General features: G+C 57.1%; 21 protein-coding genes and 1 pseudogene. 19 read left to right on the top strand and 3 right to left on the bottom strand.

The genetic code is table 11. From position 1 onward, the window contains the following. Positions 1-2: 2 nt before the first annotated feature. From QP904_RS06975 to QP904_RS07065, 19 genes and pseudogenes are all read left to right on the top strand, one after another. On the top strand, positions 3-851 hold the full coding sequence (locus QP904_RS06975) for a serine hydrolase (RefSeq protein ID WP_234288097.1): 849 nt from the start codon (positions 3-5) through the stop codon (positions 849-851). Positions 852-1,121: 270 nt separating this feature from the next. Further along, complete coding sequence (gene infC / locus QP904_RS06980) at positions 1,122-1,643, top strand: translation initiation factor IF-3 (protein ID WP_080970442.1); 522 nt, start codon at positions 1,122-1,124, stop codon at positions 1,641-1,643. A gap of 36 nt (positions 1,644-1,679) precedes the next feature. Continuing rightward, positions 1,680-1,874 (top strand): 50S ribosomal protein L35, encoded by a 195-nt coding sequence (gene rpmI, locus QP904_RS06985; protein ID WP_023021641.1) that lies wholly within the window; start codon positions 1,680-1,682, stop codon positions 1,872-1,874. A gap of 55 nt (positions 1,875-1,929) precedes the next feature. Next, complete coding sequence (gene rplT, locus QP904_RS06990; protein WP_005323264.1) at positions 1,930-2,313, top strand: 50S ribosomal protein L20; 384 nt, start codon at positions 1,930-1,932, stop codon at positions 2,311-2,313. A gap of 155 nt (positions 2,314-2,468) precedes the next feature. Then, a complete protein-coding gene (locus tag QP904_RS06995; protein ID WP_248100369.1) occupies positions 2,469-2,921 on the top strand; it encodes a TM2 domain-containing protein in 453 nt (150 codons plus the stop codon). Positions 2,922-3,028: 107 nt separating this feature from the next. Beyond that, on the top strand, positions 3,029-3,832 hold the full coding sequence (locus QP904_RS07000) for a TrmH family RNA methyltransferase (RefSeq protein WP_248100371.1): 804 nt from the start codon (positions 3,029-3,031) through the stop codon (positions 3,830-3,832). Between the two features lie 101 nt (positions 3,833-3,933). Then, a complete protein-coding gene (gene pheS, locus QP904_RS07005) occupies positions 3,934-4,980 on the top strand; it encodes a phenylalanine--tRNA ligase subunit alpha (RefSeq protein ID WP_284835793.1) in 1,047 nt (348 codons plus the stop codon). A 23-nt stretch (positions 4,981-5,003) separates the two neighbouring features. Then, positions 5,004-7,517 (top strand): phenylalanine--tRNA ligase subunit beta, encoded by a 2,514-nt coding sequence (gene pheT, locus QP904_RS07010; protein ID WP_284835794.1) that lies wholly within the window; start codon positions 5,004-5,006, stop codon positions 7,515-7,517. A 149-nt stretch (positions 7,518-7,666) separates the two neighbouring features. Then, the gene (argC, locus tag QP904_RS07015; protein ID WP_284835795.1) at positions 7,667-8,710 is read left to right on the top strand and encodes an N-acetyl-gamma-glutamyl-phosphate reductase; all 1,044 of its coding nucleotides are present in this window, start codon (positions 7,667-7,669) and stop codon (positions 8,708-8,710) included. A gap of 16 nt (positions 8,711-8,726) precedes the next feature. After that, entirely contained in the window at positions 8,727-9,896 is a 1,170-nt protein-coding gene (gene argJ / locus QP904_RS07020; protein WP_284835796.1) for a bifunctional glutamate N-acetyltransferase/amino-acid acetyltransferase ArgJ, read from the top strand. 13 nt (positions 9,897-9,909) lie between these two features. Next, positions 9,910-10,845, top strand: coding sequence for an acetylglutamate kinase (gene argB, locus QP904_RS07025; RefSeq protein ID WP_248100380.1), 936 nt, complete (start codon positions 9,910-9,912; stop codon positions 10,843-10,845). Beyond that, on the top strand, positions 10,842-12,020 hold the full coding sequence (locus tag QP904_RS07030; RefSeq protein ID WP_248100382.1) for an acetylornithine transaminase: 1,179 nt from the start codon (positions 10,842-10,844) through the stop codon (positions 12,018-12,020). Before argB ends, QP904_RS07030 begins: the two co-directional genes overlap by 4 nt. Next, complete coding sequence (gene argF / locus QP904_RS07035; protein ID WP_248100384.1) at positions 12,017-12,937, top strand: ornithine carbamoyltransferase; 921 nt, start codon at positions 12,017-12,019, stop codon at positions 12,935-12,937. The genes QP904_RS07030 and argF overlap by 4 nt, the downstream gene beginning before the upstream one ends. 3 nt (positions 12,938-12,940) lie before the next feature. Beyond that, the gene (locus tag QP904_RS07040) at positions 12,941-13,423 is read left to right on the top strand and encodes an arginine repressor (protein WP_049358438.1); all 483 of its coding nucleotides are present in this window, start codon (positions 12,941-12,943) and stop codon (positions 13,421-13,423) included. Positions 13,424-13,504: 81 nt separating this feature from the next. Beyond that, a complete protein-coding gene (locus tag QP904_RS07045; RefSeq protein WP_284835797.1) occupies positions 13,505-14,725 on the top strand; it encodes an argininosuccinate synthase in 1,221 nt (406 codons plus the stop codon). Positions 14,726-14,731: 6 nt separating this feature from the next. Beyond that, on the top strand, positions 14,732-16,162 hold the full coding sequence (gene argH / locus QP904_RS07050; protein WP_284835798.1) for an argininosuccinate lyase: 1,431 nt from the start codon (positions 14,732-14,734) through the stop codon (positions 16,160-16,162). 219 nt (positions 16,163-16,381) lie between these two features. Then, a complete protein-coding gene (locus tag QP904_RS07055; protein WP_284835799.1) occupies positions 16,382-17,899 on the top strand; it encodes an amino acid permease in 1,518 nt (505 codons plus the stop codon). 12 nt (positions 17,900-17,911) lie between these two features. After that, entirely contained in the window at positions 17,912-18,949 is a 1,038-nt protein-coding gene (gene ocd, locus QP904_RS07060; RefSeq protein WP_005323253.1) for an ornithine cyclodeaminase, read from the top strand. A gap of 71 nt (positions 18,950-19,020) precedes the next feature. Beyond that, positions 19,021-19,180: pseudogene (locus QP904_RS07065) on the top strand (Trm112 family protein). Between the two features lie 137 nt (positions 19,181-19,317). Here QP904_RS07065 and QP904_RS07070 read toward each other — a convergent pair. Genes QP904_RS07070 through thiS form a run of 3 tightly spaced genes read right to left on the bottom strand, consistent with a single transcriptional unit; the run spans position 19,318 to position 21,489 of the window. After that, complete coding sequence (locus tag QP904_RS07070) at positions 19,318-20,487, bottom strand: ThiF family adenylyltransferase (RefSeq protein WP_023021626.1); 1,170 nt, start codon at positions 20,485-20,487, stop codon at positions 19,318-19,320. After that, positions 20,487-21,275: a thiazole synthase gene (locus tag QP904_RS07075; protein ID WP_023021625.1), complete on the bottom strand. Its 789-nt coding sequence runs from the start codon at positions 21,273-21,275 to the stop codon at positions 20,487-20,489. The genes QP904_RS07070 and QP904_RS07075 overlap by 1 nt, the downstream gene beginning before the upstream one ends. Before the next feature lie 10 nt (positions 21,276-21,285). Then, the gene (gene thiS, locus QP904_RS07080; protein ID WP_200287553.1) at positions 21,286-21,489 is read right to left on the bottom strand and encodes a sulfur carrier protein ThiS; all 204 of its coding nucleotides are present in this window, start codon (positions 21,487-21,489) and stop codon (positions 21,286-21,288) included. Positions 21,490-21,493: the final 4 nt, after the last annotated feature.

Genomic DNA, 21,493 nt, shown 5'->3' on the forward strand with positions numbered 1-21,493 from the left:
GCGTGAAAAATATCCGCCTTGTAGTTAGCCTGCTCGCAGCTCTCGGTCTGTGTACCATGAGTGCCTGCTCTAGCGACCCCAAGATAGAAGATGCCCCAGTGTCAACGACTACCTCTGCGGTGCCGGATCCAGCTGAGGTGCGTGCTCAGCTTGACCGTGCGGTGGACAAAACCGCAAAGAAGTATCATGCAAAGGTAGGGGTCGCCATTTCCGCAGGTGAAGACACTTTTGCGTCGGGCGATAAAGGCGAGGGGCCAGTGTGGTCCACCATCAAGGTGCCCATCGCCATTGCGGCGCTTAAAGACGGTGCGGATAAAAGCTTGGTGGACTTGGCTATTAAGGAATCTGATAATGATGCCGCTTTTGCCTTGTGGTCGCAGGTGCAATGGCGCGAGGGTTCGGCAGAAAATGCGGTCAAAGCTTTACTCGACGACTACGGATCACACGCAGATATTCACGACTCCGCTTTTGGCTATTCCACGTGGCCGTTAAAGGACCAAGCAGTATTTGGCGCTGAACTGCCGTGCATTCCAGAAGCGGACTACGTCCACAAGGTACTCAAAGACATTGTGTCTTGGCAAAGGGTAGGCCTGTCTGCGCAGCCGCGAACCCGTGCGAAAAGCGGTTGGGGCTTGGACGAGGAAGAAAACGAGTACACCTACCGTCAATTCGGAGTTCATGAGGTAGATGGAAAGCGCGTGGGAGTAGCGCTATCTGTGGTGATGGACGGAGAGGACTACGCCGATGCCGAACCAGCGGTTAAGTACCTCGCCCATCAGCTGGTAGACATCGTGGATACTGGGGTAGATGCAGGGGACATTAAAGCAGTCACCCATTGTAAAACCCGCTAGGAGCGTAGCAATTTGGTAGGAGCGGAAGGAGCTGCTATTGTCAAAGGCACTACCGCCCATGACGCCTTGTCGAGGTTCGTGGGTCACAAGCGGAGTTTCTCCCACCCGATGCCACGAACACGCTTCGTAGGATAAAGGTAAAGGTAACCAAGCATTCACGCTTGGCACTGTGAGAACTCCCGGCTGTCTATGGCAGACCGGGTTTGCTTCGTTTGTGGTCCCGGTAGGTGAACTACTTACTCATACACCCCCTAATCGAGGAGAACCACAATCAGCGCTGAAGCTCGCATCAATGAGCGTATCCGAGTACCCGAGGTCCGTTTGGTAGGCCCCGGTGGTGAACAGGTGGGCATCGTCCGTACCGATGATGCTCGCAAGCTTGCATACGAGGCTGACCTTGACCTAGTCGAGGTAGCTCCGAAGGCAAAGCCCCCAGTGGCCAAGATCATGGACTACGGCAAGTTCAAGTACGAGCAGGCTCAGAAGGCTCGCGAGGCCCGTAAGAACCAGCAGCAAACCGTGGTGAAGGAACAGAAGTTCCGTCCGAAGATCGATGATCACGATTATGAGACCAAAAAGGGTAACGTAGTCCGCTTCCTCGAGAAGGGATCCAAGGTCAAGGTGACCATCATGTTCCGTGGTCGTGAGCAGTCGCGTCCGGAGCTCGGTTTCCGCCTCTTGGAGCGTTTGGCTGATGACGTTGCCGAAGTTGGCGTCGTTGAGTCGCGCCCCAAGCAGGATGGTCGCAATATGACCATGGTCTTGGGTCCGGTTCGCAAGGGCAAGAAGTAGACCAGATTCCACGTAGGATTTAAGGACTTAATACTCATGAAGCAGAAGACCCACAAGGGCACCGCAAAGCGTATCAAGGTGACCGGTTCCGGCAAGCTGCGCCGTGAGCAGGCTGGCCGCCGCCACCTGCTGGAAGGCAAGCCGTCCAAGCGTACCCGCCGCCTGAAGGGCACCGAGGCAGTCGCAAAGCCTGACACCAAGCGCGTAAAGCGTCTGCTCGGCCGCGCTTAGTAGCGCCGAATCAACCCACATCCGCCATCACAATCTGAATTAAGGAAGTATCACTGTGGCACGAGTAAAGCGCTCAGTTAACGCCAAGAAGAAACGTCGCGCGATTCTGAAGTCCGCTAAGGGCTACCGCGGCCAGCGTTCCCGCCTGTACCGTAAGGCGAAGGAGCAGTGGCTGCACTCCATGACTTACGCTTACCGCGATCGTCGCGCCCGTAAGTCTGAGTTCCGTAAGCTGTGGATCCAGCGCATCAACGCTGCTGCCCGCATGAACGACATCACCTACAACCGCCTCATCCACGGCCTGCGCCTGGCTGAGATCGAGGTTGACCGCAAGATCCTCGCTGAGCTTGCTGTTAATGACTTTGAGGCATTCTCCGCACTGTGCGAGGCTGCCAAGGCTGCTCTGCCTGAGGACGTAAACGCTCCTAAGGCTGCCTAATCATTAGAGCTTTCGTGCCCGCATTCTCCGGCCTTGTTAACCGGGGGATGCGGGCATTTTGGTTTTCGTTACCTTTGTTTAACTAGGGTGCTCGGCCTCACATGCTAGATTTAATCCAGACCCCGTGAAAGCCGAGACCCAGGAGAACATTTCCTATGACGAATCCAAACGGAGACTACCAACCTGATAATGGCGAGTACTCTGGACCGTCTGATTACAATAACCAGGGTCAGCAGTACAACCCTTATAACCAGCAAGCTAACTACCAGCCGCAGTATGGCCAAGGCTATGCACCGCAACCCAACATGGGTGCTTACCCGGTGCAGCAACAGTATGTGGCTCCGGGCCAGCAGAAGTCGTGGATCGCCACCTTGCTATTGTGCTTTTTCTTAGGCTGGTTCGGTGCACACAACTTTTACACTGGCCGAACGACTTTCGGCGTGTCACAGTTGGTGCTCAATATCTTGGGCTGGGCTACCTTCTGGTTCTTGCTCGGATTCGCCTTCTGGGCCATCCTCGGTCTTTGGGTGTTTATTGAGTTCATCATGATCATCGCCGGTGCCGGTGATTACGACAAGGACGCCCGCGGCGTCCCGCTCGCTAAGTAGAACTCGCCTATACGATCCTGTTGCCGTGCGGCAGCAGGATTTTTCGGTGTTATAAGGGACTCAGGGGCGAGTCTGAGAAGAGAGAATTGGCAGGTAGGGTAGTAGCCATGAATTTGGATTTTGACTCTGCCTTTACTGAACGCACTCCGCGCATTGTTAACGCAGCTAAGCTGCATCGTGCGGCTAACCGGAAGAAGGGGAAGCAATTCCTCATTGAGGGAGAAAATGCGGTAGACGCGGCGGTATCTACCGGTGCTGCAGTCGACGTTTTTGTTACTGAGAAGGCGGCAGAGCGTTTTGGTGACATCATCACTGCGTGCGGCTACATGGGAGTGTACGTCCATCCCATCACCGATAAGGCGGCTAAGCACCTTTCCGATACAGCCACGACTACGGGACTCTTTGCGCTTTGCAAGCCGGTGCTCTGGTCCGCGGGCAAAATTCTGAACGGCAAACCAAGCCTCGTTTCCGTTCCCGTGCTCACTTCTGAGCCGGGCAATGCCGGCACCTTGATTAGAACCTCGGATGCAATGGGCGCCGATGGTGTCATCTTCGCAGGTGAGACCGTTGATCCCCTGAGCTGCAAGGTATCGCGCGCTTCGGCCGGCTCGTTGTTTCACGTACCTGTAGCGCGGGACCCCAATATTAAAGACGTGCTGGGTCAGCTGCGTAAGTCGGGCATGCAGATTGTGGCAACTGCTGCCGACGGTGAAGTGGACCTAGCGGAGGCAGACCTGTCTCAGCCAACAGCGTGGCTATTTGGCAATGAGGCACACGGGCTCGGCGAGCTTCTGGAGGAAGCAGACATGCGGGTGCGGATTCCACTGCGTGGACGCGCAGAATCTCTTAACCTCGCAACTGCCGCAAGCATTTGCCTTTATGAGTCGGCTAAGGCGCAAGCGGATAACTAGTGTGACCCGTATGAAAAGGGGGTCCCTGGCGCGGTCGCGCTAGCCGCAACAGAGTAAGATTGCACGCGTTAGTTTTCGCGCGAGAAGAAGGTACGAAATACGTGTCCGATACACCGCAGATCGAATTGACCGAAGAGGCTCTTGGGGCCGCGGCCGATAAGGCTATCGCAGCCTTCGACGCAGCCGAAACACTAGATGAGTTGGCTGCTGCCCGCCGTGAACACCTAGGAGACGGCGGCTATATTCCGCAGGCTCGCCAATCGCTGGGGCAGCTGCCCAAGGACCAGCGCAAAAGCGCCGGCAAGGCCGTCAACATGGCCCGCGGCAAGATGGAAAAGCGCTTTGCTCAGGTTAAGGATGTCTTGGAACAGCAAGCTCGCGAGGAGCAGTTGCGAGCCGAGACCGTAGATGTCACGATTCCTACCACCCGCACCCAGACCGGTGCCCTTCACCCGATTACCGCGTTGTCTGAGCGCATCGCTGATATTTTCGTCGGCATGGGATGGGAAATTGCGGACGGCCCAGAAATCGAGGCAGAGTACTTTAACTTCGATGCTCTGAACTTCAAGCCGGACCACCCAGCACGTACCTTGCAGGATACGTTCCACGTCTCGGGCGAGGGTTCTAGGCAGGTGCTGCGTACCCATACCTCCCCGGTACAGGTGCGCACCATGTTGGAGCGCAACGTGCCGCTTTATATTGCCTGCCCGGGGCGCGTATTCCGCACAGATGAGCTGGATGCCACCCATACCCCGGTTTTCCACCAGATAGAAGGATTGGCCGTTGATAAAGGCCTGACCATGGCTCACCTGCGCGGCACACTAGAGCACTTGGCCAAAGTACTCTTTGGGCCGGAAACTACTACGCGTATGCGCGTGAACTACTTCCCATTTACTGAGCCCTCTGCCGAGGTTGATGTGTGGTTCCCTAATAAGAAGGGCGGCGCCGGTTGGATCGAGTGGGGCGGCTGCGGCATGGTCAACCCCAATGTTCTTCGCGCCGTAGGCGTAGATCCAGAGGAATACACGGGCTTTGCCTTTGGCATGGGCCTTGAACGCACACTGCAGTTCCGCAATGGATTGACCGATATGCGCGATATGGTCGAAGGCGATGTTCGCTTTACTCTACCGTTCGGCGTACAGGCCTAAACCCAGAAAGGATAGACACACTAATGCTTATTTCCCAAGACTGGGTTACCCGCATCCTCGGTGCTAAGAACCCCGGTTGGAGCGTTTCCGCTGCCGATATGGATTCTGGATTCGTGCGCGTAGGTTTTGAGACCGAGGGATACGCCGCTGTTCCAGAGAGCACGGGGCCTCTGGTTATTGGCCAGGTCGTAGAGATTGAGGAGCTCACTCAGTTTAAAAAGCCCATTCGCTACTGCCAGGTGAATGTAGGCCAGGCTAATGGCACGGGCGAGCTGCAGGGCATCATTTGTGGCGCTCGCAATTTTCGCCTGAATGACTATGTTGTTGTCGCGCTTCCCGGCTCGGAGCTTCCTGGTGGCTTCAAGATCGCGGCACGCGAGACCTACGATCACATTTCTAATGGCATGATGTGCTCCGGCGCTGAACTCGGCTTGGGCGCGCAAGCCAACGGCATCATCGTCTTAGGCGATGAAGTCGCCGATAAGGTGGGCGAGGATGCGCGCCCGATTATCGGCTTGCACGATACCGACTTTGACGTAAACATCACCCCAGATCGTGGTTATGCACTTTCCGCACGCGGTTTGAGCCGCGAGATTGCCTCCGCTTTTGATCTGGAGTTTGCCGATATTGCCCAGGATCCTTCCGCGGCTGGCATAGATACCTCCGCTGTGCCGGAGGCGCAGGGCTCGCTTATCGACGTCACTGTGGCCCCCGAAACCAAGGCACAGCGCTTTGGCCTCCGCAAGGTCAGCGGCATCGACCCGCAGGCACGCACCCCGTTTTGGCTGGAGCGCGAGCTAATGCTCTGCGGCCAACGCAGCGTGAATTTGCCTACGGACATTACTAACTATGTGATGTTGCTTTTGGGCGCACCAATGCATGCCTTTGACGCCAACGTGATTCAGGGGAACCTCGTTGTCCGTAACGCAGCGGAGGGGGAGAAGTTTGAGACTCTGGATCATGTAAAGCGAGAACTTTCTGCAGAAGACGTGGTCATCTGTGATGACAATGGCATCCAGTCCTTGGCCGGCGTGATGGGCGGGACTACCTCTGAAATCTCGGCGGAAACCACAGACGTTGTCTTTGAATCTGCTATTTGGGATCCGATTACCGTCGCGCGTACCTCTCGCCGCCATAAGTTGTCTTCCGAATCCTCTCGCCGGTTTGAGCGCGGCGTAGATCCGGCGATCGTAGAGGTCGCCCTAGACACCGCATGTGCGCTGCTCCAGCAGCTAGCAGGCGGCACCATTGAAAAGGGTCGTACGCTTATCGGGGACGTCGCCAAGCGCGAGCCCATTGTTCTGCGCACCGCAAAAGCCAGTGAATATGCCGGCGTTGACTACTCCCGTGAGACCGTTATTTCCCGTCTGGAAGAAGTCGGCTGCACCGTCGCGGATGAAGGTGAGCAACTGCAGGTAACACCAGCAACCTGGCGCACTGATATTGCAATGGATGTTGACCTCGTCGAGGAGATTCTGCGCCTTGAGGGCTTGGAGGATATTCCAGCCGTGCTGCCTACCCCGGCCGGTGGCCGCGGGCTAACCCCTGCGCAGAAGCGTCGTCGGGCTATCGGGCATGGTCTTGCCTATGCCGGCTATGCCGAGGTATTGCCTGCACCGTTCGTGGCTAATAATACGTTTGATGTATGGGGCCTCGACAAGGATGATGCTCGCCGCCGTACCGTAGAAGTGCAAAATCCGCTTGAGGCGGATAAGGCCATCTTGTCTACGACGCTGCTGCCGAACATGTTGGAGGCCATCGCCCGCAATGTGGCTCGTGGCCGCAGCGACCTCGCACTGTACGGGCTGCAGCAAGTGGCGGTCAAGCGCGCCGAGGCATCCCCTATGCCTTCCGTAGAACAGCGACCTTCTGCAGAGGTGGTTTCTCAGCTCCTTGATACCCTGCCTGAGCAGCCGCTTCACGTTGCTACGGTGGCTACGGGCAATATTGAACATGAAGGCCCGTGGGGCGAGGGCCGTGCATATACCTACGCCGATGCTATCGAATCCGCCCGTCAGGTCGCTCGCGCCGCTGGTGTGGATATTGAGCTGGAGGCAGCACAGGTTCTGCCGTGGCATCCTGGCCGCTGCGCGGCCGTGAAGGTGGCTGGCACCGACGTAGTACTGGGCCATGCTGGTGAGCTGCACCCGCAGGTCTTGGAGGCCCTGAACCTACCTGCGCGTACGTGCGCTATGGAGCTGGACATTAGCGCCATGCCGTTGGAAGAAAAGTTCCCCGCACCGGTGTTGTCCTCGTTCCCCGCATTGCACCAAGACATTGCCTTGGTAGTGGATGAAGACGTACCCGCCGAGCGTGTACGCGCCATCGTGGAAGAGGGAGCAGGAGAGCTCATCGAGTCCGTCGAACTCTTCGATATTTTCCGTGGTGAGCAGCTAGGAGATGGCAAGAAGTCCTTGGCCTTCCAGCTTCTATTCCGTGCCGCGGACCGCACGTTGACGGATGACGAAGTCAACGAGCACCGCATGGCGGCGGCGGAATTGGCTAAGCAGCGCTTGGGCGCAGAAATGCGCGCGTAGTTAAACCCTGCTCAGGGGCGGTGAGATTTAACTCACCGCCCCCTTTTTTCATACATTATTTTCATTACTCGACGTTCATTTACCTGCGGAATCGGACAATCTGACTGAATAACATACGGTTGGGTGTATTTATTGCTATAGTCCCTTCTATGACGATTTCAGTAGCAATAGCAGGTGCGACCGGGTACGCGGGAAGCGAAATCCTTCGCCTGCTGCTGTCGCACTCGGCGTATCTTGGCGGTGAACTACGCATTGGGGCGCTAACTGCCTATTCCACCGCAGGGAAGAAGGTCGCTGAGCTTATGCCGCACCTCCCGCAGCTGGCAGACCGTGCCATTGTGGGCACGACCGCTGAAAATCTTCGCGGGCACGACATTGTATTTTTGGGCCTTCCACACGGTCATTCTGCGGCGATTGCTCAGTACGTGGGGCCGCAGACCACGGTGATCGATTGTGCGGCCGATTTTCGCCTCCGCAATAAGACGGACTGGGACGCCTTTTATGGCGGAGAGTACGCCGGGCATTGGCCTTATGGAATTCCCGAGATTCCAGGCAATAGGGAAGTGCTGCGCCATGCCAACCGGGTAGCTGTGCCGGGGTGTTTTCCCACGGCGGTAACCCTCGCAGGTTTGCCGGCTGTTGCCCACGAACTCATTAAGCCGAGCCTCTCGGTGATTGCTATTACCGGTGTTTCCGGAGCCGGGAAGAAGGCCTCCGTGGCACAACTCGGCGCGGAAACTATGGGAAACCTGAAGGCATATAAGCCCGGCGGCACGCACCGACATACCCCGGAAATCGTGCAAAATCTGCAGCCGTTTGCGCAGGAAAAAATTGACGTCAGCTTCACCCCGGTTCTAGCTCCCTTACCCCGAGGCATCTTGGCGACCATAACGGCGGGGATGAAAGAGGGCGTCGGCAAGCGGGAAGTAGAGACTGCATTCGGTGAGTTTTATGCCCAAGAGCCCTTCTGTCACGTGCTTGCCGCCGGTCAGCAGCCCGAGACCCAAAACGTTGTAGGTACCAATATGGTGCACCTCCAAGCCCATGTGGATGAACGCGCTCGACGCCTCGTGGTTACCGCAGCACTGGACAACCTGTGCAAAGGAACAGCCGGCGCCGCCGTGCAATGTATGAACCTAATACTCGGCTGGGATGAAACCTTGGGCTTGCCGCAAGCGGCCGTGGCCCCATAAAAACTAGGAGAAAATTATGACTGCAGCAGGAATTACCGGCCCGGCCGGCTTTAGCGCCGGCGCTACCACAGCGGGGATTAAACCCTCAGGCAAACCCGATATGGCATTAGTTGTCAATAACGGACCACGCTTTGATGCGGCGGCGGTATTTACCCGTAATCGTGTTGTGGCCTCGCCGGTGAAACTCTCCCGCAAGGCGGTGGCCGATGGCCAGCTTGCCGCTATTGTCTTTAACTCTGGAAACGCCAATGCGTGCAATGGCCCGCAGGGTGATGCGGATGCCTCCGCATTGGTAGCCGAGGTCGCCCACTCCTTAGCCCTTCCAGAAGGAAATATTGCCGCCTGTTCGACCGGGCTTATAGGAGAGCCTTTGCCTATGGAAAAAGCATTGGCTGGTGCAGGCGCTGTGGCGAAGGCCCTCGGCGGCAGCGCGGACCATGCTCACGCAGCGGCCGAGGCTATTTTGACCACCGATACCGTAACTAAGGAAGCCGCCTATGTTGGGGCCGGCTGGTCCGTTGGGGCCATGGGCAAGGGGGTGGGCATGATGGCTCCCTCGCTGGCGACGATGTTGGTGTGCCTTACTACCGACGCCGCCGCAAGCGCCGCTGCCCTCCAGAGCGCCCTGGACAAGGCCGTGTCGCAGACCTTCAACACTCTCGACGTCGATGGATCAACTTCTACTAATGACGTGGTGATCCTCATGGCCTCTGGGGCCTCGGGTGTTTCGCCCAGCCAAGAAGAGCTTGAAACGGCGGTGCTGGCGGTTTGCTCAGACATTGCGGACCAATTGCAAGCAGATGCAGAAGGTGTAACCAAGCGCGTCAAGATCACTGTGGAAGGCACTGTCACCGACTACCAGGCCCTCAACGCCGCGCGCACCTTGGGCCGCGACAACCTGTTCAAGTGCGCCATGTTCGGCTCTGATCCGAACTGGGGGCGCGTCCTTGCGGCGGTGGGGATGGCAGATGCAGAAATGGACCCGGAAAATATCTCGGTCTATTTCAATGGCCAGCCGGTGTGTCGCGCCTCGACGGGTGTACCCGGCGCGCGCGAGGTGGACCTTAGCGGGACTGATATCGATGTCTGCGTGGACCTTGGAACGGGAGGTGCTGGGTCTGCGTTCGTGCGGACCACGGATCTCTCTCACGCCTACGTGGAAATCAATTCGGCGTATAGCTCCTAGGGAGGAGATGAAAATGTTTAGTGGGCTTAGTGATCAAGAGCGCGCCACCGTCCTAGCGGATGCCCTCCCGTGGCTTCAACACTATCGGGACACCATCGTAGTGGTGAAATACGGCGGCAACGCCATGGTGGACGAAGAACTTAAAGCTGCCTTTGCCGCGGACATGGTCTTTTTGCGCACCGTGGGCGTTAAGCCGGTGGTGGTGCATGGCGGTGGACCACAGATCAACTCCATGCTCCACAAGCTTGGTATAGAAGGGGAGTTTCGAGGCGGCTTTCGCGTGACCTCTCCGGAGATCATGGAAGTAGTTCGCATGGTGCTTTTTGGGCAGGTAGGTCGCGGGTTAGTCAACCTCATCAATTCGCACGGCCCATATGCGGTGGGGACCTCTGGCGAAGACGCGGGACTATTCCGGGCCACCAAAAGGTTGGTGGAAGTCGATGGAAAACCTACCGATATCGGGATGGTCGGAGACATTGTAGAGGTCAATCCCACGGCCGTGATGGACATTATCGACGCTGGGCGCATCCCAGTGGTCTCGACCATCGCACCGGGAGAGGATGGCGCAATTTATAACATCAATGCCGATAGCGCGGCTGGGGCTTTGGCTAGCGCAATCGGGGCAGAGCGTTTGGTCATTCTCACAAATGTGGAAGGGCTATACACGGACTGGCCAAACCGCGAATCTCTCGTGTCCAAGATCGACCGTGGTCAACTTTCCAGGCTTCTTCCCCGACTGGACTCCGGCATGATTCCCAAGATGGAATCTTGCCTCAAGGCAGTAGAAGGCGGGGTATCGGCCGCGCACGTTATCGACGGCCGGATTGGCCACTCGGTGCTGCTAGAGCTTTTAACCCCGGGTGGCGTCGGAACCATGGTGTTGCCAGATGATTATAAGCAACACGACTACCCCGAGGGGACCATATTCAGGAAGGATGATGCAGCATGAACAAGGCACAGGGCTTGACACAGCGGTGGACGGAGACGGTCGTTGATACCTATGGCACACCGTCCATAGGTCTCGTCTCCGGCCAAGGGGCAACGATTAACGATGAGCAAGGTAAGTCTTATATTGATCTACTAGCAGGCATTGCGGTTAATTCCTTGGGATACGGCAATGAGCACGTAGCACAGGCGGTATTCCACCAGGCGCGCACTTTGGCGCATACCTCGAACCTCTTCGCCACTCAGCCAGTGCTGGATGCGGGAGCGAAGCTGATTGAGCGCGTGGGAGACGATAGCGCCCGAGTGTTCTTCTGTAACTCTGGCGCCGAAGCCAATGAGGCTGCATTTAAGCTTGCTCGCCTGACCGGGCGCCGGCGAATCCTCGCTGCCGAGCACGGCTTTCATGGACGAACCATGGGGGCGCTGGCCTTGACCGGTCAGCCCGATAAACAGCGCTCTTTCCGCCCGTTGCCGGGAGGAGTGGAGTTCTATCCGTTCGGGGATGTGGAGTATCTGCGTCAGCTGGTGGAACAAGATCCCCAGGACACTGCGGCCATAATCCTGGAACCTATTCAGGGAGAAACTGGCGTCATTCCGGCCCCTGCGGGGTTCATGAAAAAGGTCAGCGAGCTGTGCGATGAATACGGAGTCCTATTAATCGTTGACGAGGTACAAACAGGCGTAGGCCGTACCGGGACGTTCTTTGCCCACGAGGTAGAAGGAATTCAACCGGACGTTATCACTATGGCGAAAGGCTTAGGTGCCGGACTACCCATCGGCGCAACGATTACCCGAGGGCGTGCCAAGGGTCTTTTTGGGCCCGGCTCTCATGGCACCACCTTTGGCGGGAACCCCGTGGCGTGCGCTGCGGCAAACGTAGTTCTTGACACCGTAGATGCGGAATTGCTCGCAGAGGTGACCCGCAAGGGGGACTATGTGCGGCAGGAATGTGAAAAATTATCAATTGTAGATCGTGTGCGCGGCCGAGGTCTTATGCTGGGCCTTGTATTAAGCGCACCGGTGGCTAAGCAGGCCGTGCGGGACGGGCTCGCACACGGGCTTATTCTCAACGCTCCCAACGAGAATGTTCTTCGACTAACCCCACCTTTGGTCATTTCCCAGCATGAACTCGACACAGCACTATCAACTCTCGGAACCATATTGGAGGAACTGGCATGAGCTTGCGGCACTTCCTAGCTGACGATGATCTCAGCCCACAAGAACAAGCGACGGTTTTAGATTTAGCTGAAAAGCTAAAGAAGGAGCCCTTTGCAGAGCGCCCCTTAGAAGGCCCCAAGACCGTGGCGGTTCTCTTTGATAAAACGTCTACGCGCACCCGCTTTTCCTTTGAAACCGCGGTAGCGAATATGGGCGGCAGGGGTATTACCGTCGACACTTCTACAACCCAGATGGGCAAGGGGGAATCTTTTCAAGATACGGCGGCGGTGCTTTCAAGGTACGTGGAGGCCATTGTGTGGCGTACGTTTGAGCACGACAATCTGCTCCAGATGGCAGAGACTGCTACCGTACCTTTGATTAATGCGCTTTCTGATGACCTACATCCCTGCCAGATCCTGGCTGATTTGCTGACCTGTCGCGAGAATCTAGGTGATCTGCCGGGTAAAAAGGCCGTCTACCTGGGCGATGGCGATAATAATATGGCCAACTCGTACATGATCGGTTTTGCCACGGCCGGTATGGACGTCTCCATCGTTGCGCCAGAGGGATTTCAGCCTCGCCAGGAATTTGTCGACCGTGCGCGTCAGCGGGGCAATATCACCATTACCGATGATGTCAATGAAGTAGAAGGCGCAGACGTCGTGATTACGGATACCTGGGTTTCTATGGGACAGGAAAATGATGGTCGTGATAGGCGCACGCCGTTCCTGCCTTATCAGGTTGACTCGACCATAATGAGCAAAACACATAAGGATGCAATATTCTTACATTGTTTGCCGGCGTACCGTGGAAATGAGGTCACGACTGAGGTGATCGATGGTCCGCAGTCGCGAGTCTTCGATGAAGCGGAAAATCGCCTGCATGCGCAGAAGGCGCTTCTCGTCTGGTTGCTCGAAGTAAATAAGGAGATCAACTAAGTAATGAACACCCCGACCACCCGCAATGCTCGGCAGGCCAAGATTCTAGAGATTTTGGACCGCAATCGCGTCACCAGCCAGGTGCAGCTATCCGAGCTGCTTCTCGCAGACGGCATTGACATCACGCAGGCTACTTTGTCCCGTGACTTGGATGAGTTGGGAGCGAAGAAGGTAAAGCGTGATGGCGGCCGTTCCTATTACATGGTCGGCGGTGAGCTGGAGCAATTTGAAGATCAGGTGGGCGGGCCCCGCGAAAAGCTGCGACGCATGCTCGATGAATTGGTGGTATCCCATGATTCTTCCGGCAATATTGCGATGCTGCGCACGCCAGCTGGCGCGGCCCAGTACCTGGCTAGTTTTATTGACAGGGTAGGGCTGCACGATGTCATTGGTTGTATCGCCGGTGATGACACCATTTTCGTCTTGGCGCGCGAGGGTGTCACAGGCGCAGATTTGGCCGTGACGCTTACCACGCGGAATCTTTAGACGGTGGGAGTGGAAATTCTTACCACCGTCGTATATTATGTACTTAAATGAATTGTTTCCAATAGATCGAGGAGATTTACCATGTCCGCACGCGTAGTCTTGGCCTACTCCGGTGGCCTTGATACTTCTGTTGCTATTCCGTATCTGGCAAAAATGACCGGCGGCGATGTTGTTGCCGTTTCCCTGGACTTGGGTCAAGGTGGCGAGGATATAGAATCGGTGCGCCAGCGTGCACTTGACTGCGGTGCCGTAGAGTCCATCGTTATCGATGCCAAGGATGAGTTCGCAGAGGAATACTGCGTTCCTACCATTAAGGCAAACGGCATGTATATGAAGCAGTACCCGCTAGTATCGGCCATTTCCCGTCCGCTCATTACCAAGCACCTTGTTAAGGCTGCCCAGGAATTTGGCGGCACCCACGTCTCCCACGGTTGCACCGGCAAGGGCAATGACCAGGTACGCTTTGAGGTTTCTTTCCGTGCCCAGGATCCTTCTCTCGAAATTATCGCTCCTGCACGTGATTATGCGTGGACCCGCGATAAGGCCATCGCCTTTGCGGAGGAGATCAACCTGCCAATTGAGCAGTCCGCCTCCTCGCCATTTTCTATCGACCAGAATCTGTGGGGCCGCGCCGTCGAAACTGGATTCCTAGAGGATCTGTGGAATCCACCGACAAAGGACCTATACGCCTACACCGAGGATCCGGGTCTGGGCAATGCCCCGGATGAAATCATCCTCTCCTTTGAAAAGGGCATCCCTGTGGCGGTAGATGGCCAAAAGATGTCCCCGCTGCAGATCATTGAAGAGGTCAACCGCCGCGCAGGTGCGCAGGGCATTGGTCGCCTAGATATGGTCGAGGACCGTTTGGTGGGCATTAAGTCCCGTGAGGTCTACGAAGCTCCGGGTGCAATGGTCCTTATCCAAGCACACGAAGCGCTAGAGGATGTCACTGTGGAGCGCGAGTTGGCTCGCTACAAGCGCCTCACCGATGCTCGTTGGTCCGAGGAGGTCTACGACGGCCTCTGGCATTCGCCGCTGAAGCGTTCCCTGGACGCTTTCATTGCGGAATCTCAGGAAAACGTTACCGGCGATATTCGCCTAAGTATGCACGCCGGCACCGCCACGGTGACCGGGCGCCGCTCTGGCCAGTCGCTGTATTCCTTTGATCTCGCCACCTATGACACCGGCGATTCCTTCGACCAAACCGCCGCAAAGGGCTTTGTTCAGCTGCACGGCCTGTCTACCCAAATTTCCAATCAGCGCGACCGCGACGGCGGTTTCCCGACCAGCGCCCAGAAGTAGAAGCATATGGAACCACATAAGACTAATGAGGGTGCCCTGTGGGGCGGCCGCTTTTCCGGCGGACCCTCCGAGGCAATGTTTGCCCTCTCTGTATCCACCCACTTTGACTGGGTCCTCGCGCCTTATGACGTATTAGCCTCCAAGGCGCATGCCAAAGTGCTGCACAAGGCAGGCTTGCTATCCGACGCCGACCTGGAAACCATGCTCGCCGGTCTCACCGAGCTAGGGGAGAAGGTGGATTCTGGCGAATTCCGCTCGGCGCCGACAGATGAGGACGTCCACGGTGCGATGGAACGCGGGCTCATTGAGATTGTCGGGCCGGAAGTAGGCGGTCGCCTGCGTGCTGGCCGCTCGCGTAATGACCAGGTAGCGACGCTGTTTCGCATGTGGGTACGCGATGCCATTCGTGATACCGCCGCCCAGGTGAGTGACTTGGTGGATGCCTTGGCCGATCAAGCCGCATCCCATCCCGATGCCATCATGCCGGGCAAGACTCACTCGCAAGCTGCGCAACCAATTCTGCTAGCACACGAACTTTTGGGCCATGCGCAGCCGCTTCTGCGCGATATCGAGCGCCTGCAGGATTTGGACAAGCGCCTAGCCGTGTCTCCCTATGGCTCTGGCGCGCTTGCTGGTTCATCTTTGCAGCTCGACCCAGAGGCGATTGCAGAAGAGCTAGGGTTCGACTCCGCTGCTGAAAACTCCTTGGACGGCACTGCGGCTCGTGACTTCGCTTCCGAGACTGCCTTCGTTTTGGCGCAGATCGCGGTGGATATGTCCCGCCTCTCGGAAGAAATCATCTATTGGTGCACACCGGAATACGGCTATGTCACGCTTGATGATGCTTGGTCGACGGGTTCGTCCATCATGCCGCAGAAGAAGAATCCGGACGTGCCGGAACTTACCCGCGGCAAGACTGGCCGCCTTATTGGCAATCTCACTGGGCTTTTGTCCACGCTGAAGGCTCAGCCGCTGGCCTATAATCGTGACCTGCAGGAAGACAAGGAGCCAATCGTTGACTCGGTGACACAGCTTAACCTGCTGCTGCCGGCGATGACCGGTCTTGTATCGACGCTGACGTTTCATGAGGACCGCATGCGCGAGTTGGCTCCGCGCGGGTTTACGCTGGCTACCGATTTGGCTGAATGGATGGTCCGCCAAGGTGTTCCTTTCCGTGAAGCGCACGAAGCCTCCGGCGCCTGCGTACGGATTGCTGAGGAACGTGGGGTGGACCTAATCGACCTCAGCGACGAGGACCTAGCGGGCGTCGACAAGCGGCTAAAGCCGGGCGTCCGCGAGGTGCTCACCATCGACGGAGCAGTGGCTTCTCGTGACACCAAGGGTGGCACGGCCGGCGCTCGAGTGGCAGAGCAACGGGAAAAGGTACGGGAACGGGTCGCTGCGGCCCGCACGTGGGCGCAGACGCCACTGCGCTAATGAGTTCTTTTCCCTGAAAACCGCATGGTCTATGGCCATGCGGTTCTTTTATGCCTAGAAGCGGGGGTAGGGAAACGGCCCCTATTTCCAACCCTCCAACTGCATTGTTGAACACAATGGGGGTGCCGGTGACGTGGGTAACAGTATGGTGCGGTACTATCCTTGCAGAGAATGTGACCTAACAGACGCATTCCTGTCAATGAAAGGACGATCTCTCCCATGACAGTAAATTCGCCGCCGCCCACAGCGGGGCCGCACGAGAACGAGAAGGCGGTCTACGCTTCGGAAGACCACGGCCTGCAAAAGGGGATGGGCAATCGCCAGCTCCAGATGATCGCCATCGGTTCTGCCATTGGTACCGGTCTTCTTTTGGGTACCGGTAGCCGCTTGCAAGACGCCGGACCGTTCCTAGCGGTGCTGTACCTTATTTGTGGCTTCTTTGGCTATATCATCCTGCGTTCTCTTGGCGAGCTCATTGTCTATCGCCCCAGCTCCGGTTCCTTCGTCTCCTATGCCCGTGAGTTCTACGGTGAGAAGACCGCTTTCGTCACAGGCTGGTTGTACTGGGGAAACTGGGCGATGACCTTGGTGGCGGACGGCACAGCCGTAGCTATCTACATCAAGTGGTTTAGCCAGTACACGTCGTGGCTCGACGCCGTTCCGCAGTGGGCACTGGCCTTCGTTGTTATCTGCGGCATCCTTGTATTCAACATGCTCTCGGTGAAGATCTTCGGCGAGCTGGAGTACTGGTTCTCCCTCATCAAAATTGTCGCGTTGATCATCTTCATGTTGGTGGCCATCGGTGTCCTTATTCTTGGCCACCCGAGCGGCGATCCCACCGGCTTTAGCCTCATTTCTGATAACGGTGGCTGGCTGCCCAATGGCCTCATGCCTGCCGTCATCGTTGTCCAAGGTGTCGTCTTTGCCTACGCCGGCATCGAGCTTGTTGGAACCACCTCCGGTGAGACTAAAAATGTAGAAAAGCATATCCCGCGCGCAGTCAACAATGTGCTGCTCCGCATCTTGATTTTCTACTTCGGCTCCGTGCTATTGCTGACCTTGGTGTTGCCATACACTAACTATGTCGCAGATGTTTCGCCGTTCGTGACCTTCTTTGAGTCCCTGGGCGTTGGCGCGGCGGCTCCGATTTTCCAACTTGTCGTTATCACCGCTGCGATTTCCTCGCTCAACGCTGGCCTGTATTCCACCGGCCGCATTATGTACAACATGTCCACCTCCGGCTCCGGCCCGAAGTTTGGCGCTCGCATGTCCAAGTCTGGTGTTCCCTACGGCGGCATCGTCATGGCGGCCATGGTGGGCTTGGTAGGCGTCTTCCTCAACTATGTGGTGCCGGAGATGGCGTTTGAAATCGTGCTCAACCTGGCAGCCTTGGGTACATTGGCGTCCTGGGCGGCAGTTGCGCTCTCGCACCTCAAGTTTGTGCGCCTAGCCAAGAGCGGAAGCTATACCCGACCGGGATACCGCTCGCCGTTTGGCGAAGGCGGAGACTGGGCAGTGCTCATCTTCATTGGCCTAGTCATTATCTTGATGGCCTTTGATTATCCAATCGGCACTTTTGCACTTGCATCGACCCTGCTCCTCGTTCCGGTCTTTATGGCAATGTGGTACGCATGGCGCGACCGTATTCGTACAATCGCGGAAGAGAGGAAGGCCAAGCATCTGCCAACCTCCAGCTTCCCGGCCGCACCGCAAACAGACCTTCACCCAAAGAAATAGAAAGGAACTTTTATGAACCACGCAGTTAAGTTCGTAGACGTAGAAAATATGGCGCGCTGGATTCAGCGCGAGGGCGTTGAAAACATCATTACCGGAATGGTGGACTACCTCGAGGCTGACTACCGCGAGTGGGAGCGCTTTGACAAGATTCCGCGCGTTGCCTCCCACACCCCATTCGGTGTCATCGAGCTCATGCCGACCTCTAACGGTAAGGAGTACTCCTTCAAGTACGTCAACGGCCACCCGTCCAATCCGGCCCGTGGTTTCCAGACCGTTACCGCCTTTGGCGTGCTTGCCGACGTCGACAATGGCTACCCCACCTTCGAAGCCGAGATGACGCTGCTTACCGCACTGCGTACTGCCGCAACCTCCGCCATGGTGGCAAAGCACCTAGCACGCAAGGACTCCAAGCGCATGGCCATGGTCGGTGCCGGATCCCAGTCTGAATTCCAGGCCTTGGGCTTCCGTGGCGTGATGGGCATCGAGGACATCACTATTTATGACATTGACCCTGAGGCGGTAGAGAAGTTCAAGCGCAATCTGGAGCCACTGGGCTTTAATATCACTGCCTGCTCTAGCGTCGACGAGGCAGTTCTTGGCGCAGACATTATTACCACCTGCACTGCAGACAAGGCACAAAACCAGATTCTGGCCGAGCGCCACGTCGCCCCAGGTGTCCACCTCAACGCTGTTGGCGGTGACTGCCCAGGTAAGACCGAGCTGGAAAGCTCCATTCTGGACAAGTCCAAGGTCTTCGTGGAGTTCCCGGAGCAGACTCGCATCGAGGGCGAAATTCAGCAGAAGCCCGAAGACTTCCCGGTTGTCGAGTTCTACCAGGTGCTCACCGGCCAGGCCACCGGCCGCGATGACGATGAGCAGATCACCCTCTTCGATGATGTCGGATTCGCAATCAACGACTTCTCCGCGCTGCGTTACCTGCGTGATTCCGTCAAGGGAACCGACTTGGAGTCTGAGATCGACATCATTGCCAACCCGGACGATCCTAAGGATCTGTTCTCCTTGGTTGCTAACGTTCCGTCCTTGCTTTAAAGCAAAGGTGGGGTAGAGGGATTTTACTTCTCCCTCTACCCGCTGGGATTAGATGTAAGAGTCTTGACCCAATGTTGCTCGAGGTACTTGTCCGTCCGCAGGACAAGGGCCTGTTGATATATCCGGAAGATAAGCAAGTCCTTGTCAATGAGCGTTCCTAGCATTGCCTATCCCATTGAAGATGACGTTCCAGTAATTCTGGTAGGCCACGCGATGAAATGGCCCTCATGAATCTGGATTCTATGTAAAGTCTGGATACTCTGTGCTAAGCAGGTGACTCCCCAGCACCTTTTTATGAATCCAACGCGAAGTTCAAGGTGGACCTACCGGAAAACCCGAATCACCTTGTCATCGACATCATTGACTAGCTAGTGCTTAGGTATTCCGTGGAACGCTGCGGGCTGGCTTGTTATGCCGCCTGCGACGTTTAGCATATTAATACCACGCTGTTTTGCATCCGCGGCGAAGGTCGAGATGAAGTTGGCCGATCGCTTGCCGGAAGCACAGTATACCCACGCTTTGCGCTGCCCTTCGGCCTGCAGGGAATCGAGCAGGCAGCGCGCCACCTCTGGATCGTCCTGCCACACGGAGGTTGGTAAATGGTAATGCTCTGTGCCGGCAGCAAAAAAGAAATCATCTATGGCAGCCTCCCCGGCCTCGCGCACGTCGATGGCCGCGGCACCGTCGCGCAGATCTTCGAACATCTCGGGGGCAGTGGCAGCGGCAGCATCGGCATCCGGCACGGCACAAGCTGCGCTACCGTAGTCTTGCTGCAGCTGTGTGGTTAGCTCGCGTGCCGGGTCGTGGGGCACGCGGAAGTGAGTGATGGAGGCGGTCAGGGCATCGTAGATGCTCAACAAGCCCACCCGGTCGTGGTTCATGCCGGTTGCGAACTGGATTAGCTCGGTGGACATCAAGCCCGCGACCACGCTGGTGGTTACGCCCAGCACACCGGCGGTGGCGCAATCCGGCACGGAATCTGGGTCGGGTTGCAGGGGATAGAGGTCGCGCATTCCCACGCCGGACTCGGCGCCGGGCCCAGACCACCACACTGCGCAGTCGCCCCGGTAGCGAAGCACCGAGCCCCACACCAGCGGGGTGCCTGTGATCTCCGCAGCATCCGCTGCTAGGAACTTGGTGGCAAACGTGTCAGAACCATCCACTAGGATGTCCACCCCACGAAGGTAGCCCACGGCATTGTCGACGGTAAAACGGTCGCGAATCGCATGTACTACGATGCCGGTTTGCAGCTGCCGGAGCTTTTCGGCGGCGACGTCCACCTTGGGCCTTCCCACATCGTGGGTGCCGAACAGGATCTGGCGGTGGATGTTAGTGAGATCCACCGTGTCGTCATCGATCACAGAGATTTCGCCAACACCGGCGGCAGCTAGCTGCTGCATCAGGGGGCAGCCCAATCCGCCAGCGCCGATGACGAACACGTGGGTGCCGTGCAGCGCCTCTTGCTGGGGGATGCCGAAGCCAGGCAATAGGGTTTGGCGGGCTACTCTGTACAACTCTTCGCGGGGCAGTGGGCTCATTACAGGACTTTGTCTTCCCAGCTAGCCAACCCCTCGAATGATGACGAGGCCACGGCGTGCTGCCGTTTCGGAATGCGGCCAGCTTGCCGGGCCAACCGGCCACCTTCCACGGCGTATTTCATTGCAGTGGCCATCGCCATGGGGTCCTGGCAGCGGTTAATAGCACTCGCTAAAAGCACGCCATCGCAGCCCAGCTCCATGGCCAGTGCAGCATCGGAGGCCGTGCCCACACCGGCATCCAGCAGCACGGGAACATGGGTGCGCGAACAGATCAGCTCGATGTTGTGCGGGTTCAGGATGCCTAGGCCCGTGCCGATGGGCGAGCCTAAAGGCATCACCGCTTCCACGCCCACGTCTTCTAGACGCTTGGCGACGATCGGATCGTCGCTGGTATATGCCAGCACCACAAATCCTTCAGCAACCAGCATCTCGCAGGCATCCACGAGCTCTACCACGTCGGGCAGAAGCGTATGGTCATCCGCGATAACTTCCACCTTCACCCAATTGGTGCCCAGCGCCTCGCGGGCTAGCTTGGCGGTTGTTACTGCGTCCCGAGCGGTGCGGCACCCAGCAGTGTTGGGCAGCACGTCAATGCCCAATCGCTGCAAGAGCTCGAAGATGGATTCCCCACCGGTGCTAGCGCTCGTGGCACTGTGCCTACGCATGGCAACGGTGGTCAGCTGTGTACCGCTGGCAACTAAGGATTGTTCCAACATAGCCTGGCTACTTGCCCCGCCGGTTCCCATCACTAGGTGCGAATCGAATTGTTTATCTGCGATAGAAAGCATGAGTAAAGCCCTAACCGCCCTGCACGGCGATCAGGATATCCATTTCATCGCCGTCGGTAACTTCATAAGACCAGTCGCTGGCCGGAATCACGTCGCCATTGACGGCCACGGCGACGCCTTTCGGCGAGGCATCGCCGGTCTCTGCTTTTACGACGGCAGCCACGGTGATATGCCCCTCGCTGCTGCGGCGCTTTCCATTAAGCGTGTATTCCATGGTG

It is taken from the genome of Corynebacterium nasorum, from assembly GCF_030229765.1.
Taxonomy (GTDB): domain Bacteria; phylum Actinomycetota; class Actinomycetes; order Mycobacteriales; family Mycobacteriaceae; genus Corynebacterium; species Corynebacterium kefirresidentii.

Excerpts from the sequence above, each read along its gene's own strand:
- QP904_RS07000 (WP_248100371.1), top strand. The coding sequence starts at position 3,029 with ATGAATTTGGATTTTGACTCTGCCTTTACTGAACGCACTCCGCGCATT.
- QP904_RS07075 (WP_023021625.1), bottom strand. The coding sequence starts at position 21,275 with ATGCTTTCTATCGCAGATAAACAATTCGATTCGCACCTAGTGATGGGA.
- argJ (WP_284835796.1), top strand. The coding sequence starts at position 8,727 with ATGACTGCAGCAGGAATTACCGGCCCGGCCGGCTTTAGCGCCGGCGCT.
- argC (WP_284835795.1), top strand. The coding sequence starts at position 7,667 with ATGACGATTTCAGTAGCAATAGCAGGTGCGACCGGGTACGCGGGAAGC.
- QP904_RS07070 (WP_023021626.1), bottom strand. The coding sequence starts at position 20,487 with ATGAGCCCACTGCCCCGCGAAGAGTTGTACAGAGTAGCCCGCCAAACC.
- QP904_RS06995 (WP_248100369.1), top strand. The coding sequence starts at position 2,469 with ATGACGAATCCAAACGGAGACTACCAACCTGATAATGGCGAGTACTCT.
- argF (WP_248100384.1), top strand. The coding sequence starts at position 12,017 with ATGAGCTTGCGGCACTTCCTAGCTGACGATGATCTCAGCCCACAAGAA.
- QP904_RS07055 (WP_284835799.1), top strand. The coding sequence starts at position 16,382 with ATGACAGTAAATTCGCCGCCGCCCACAGCGGGGCCGCACGAGAACGAG.
- argH (WP_284835798.1), top strand. The coding sequence starts at position 14,732 with ATGGAACCACATAAGACTAATGAGGGTGCCCTGTGGGGCGGCCGCTTT.
- thiS (WP_200287553.1), bottom strand. The coding sequence starts at position 21,489 with ATGGAATACACGCTTAATGGAAAGCGCCGCAGCAGCGAGGGGCATATC.
- argB (WP_248100380.1), top strand. The coding sequence starts at position 9,910 with ATGTTTAGTGGGCTTAGTGATCAAGAGCGCGCCACCGTCCTAGCGGAT.
- QP904_RS07030 (WP_248100382.1), top strand. The coding sequence starts at position 10,842 with ATGAACAAGGCACAGGGCTTGACACAGCGGTGGACGGAGACGGTCGTT.
- pheT (WP_284835794.1), top strand. The coding sequence starts at position 5,004 with ATGCTTATTTCCCAAGACTGGGTTACCCGCATCCTCGGTGCTAAGAAC.
- rpmI (WP_023021641.1), top strand. The coding sequence starts at position 1,680 with ATGAAGCAGAAGACCCACAAGGGCACCGCAAAGCGTATCAAGGTGACC.
- QP904_RS07040 (WP_049358438.1), top strand. The coding sequence starts at position 12,941 with ATGAACACCCCGACCACCCGCAATGCTCGGCAGGCCAAGATTCTAGAG.
- ocd (WP_005323253.1), top strand. The coding sequence starts at position 17,912 with ATGAACCACGCAGTTAAGTTCGTAGACGTAGAAAATATGGCGCGCTGG.
- QP904_RS07045 (WP_284835797.1), top strand. The coding sequence starts at position 13,505 with ATGTCCGCACGCGTAGTCTTGGCCTACTCCGGTGGCCTTGATACTTCT.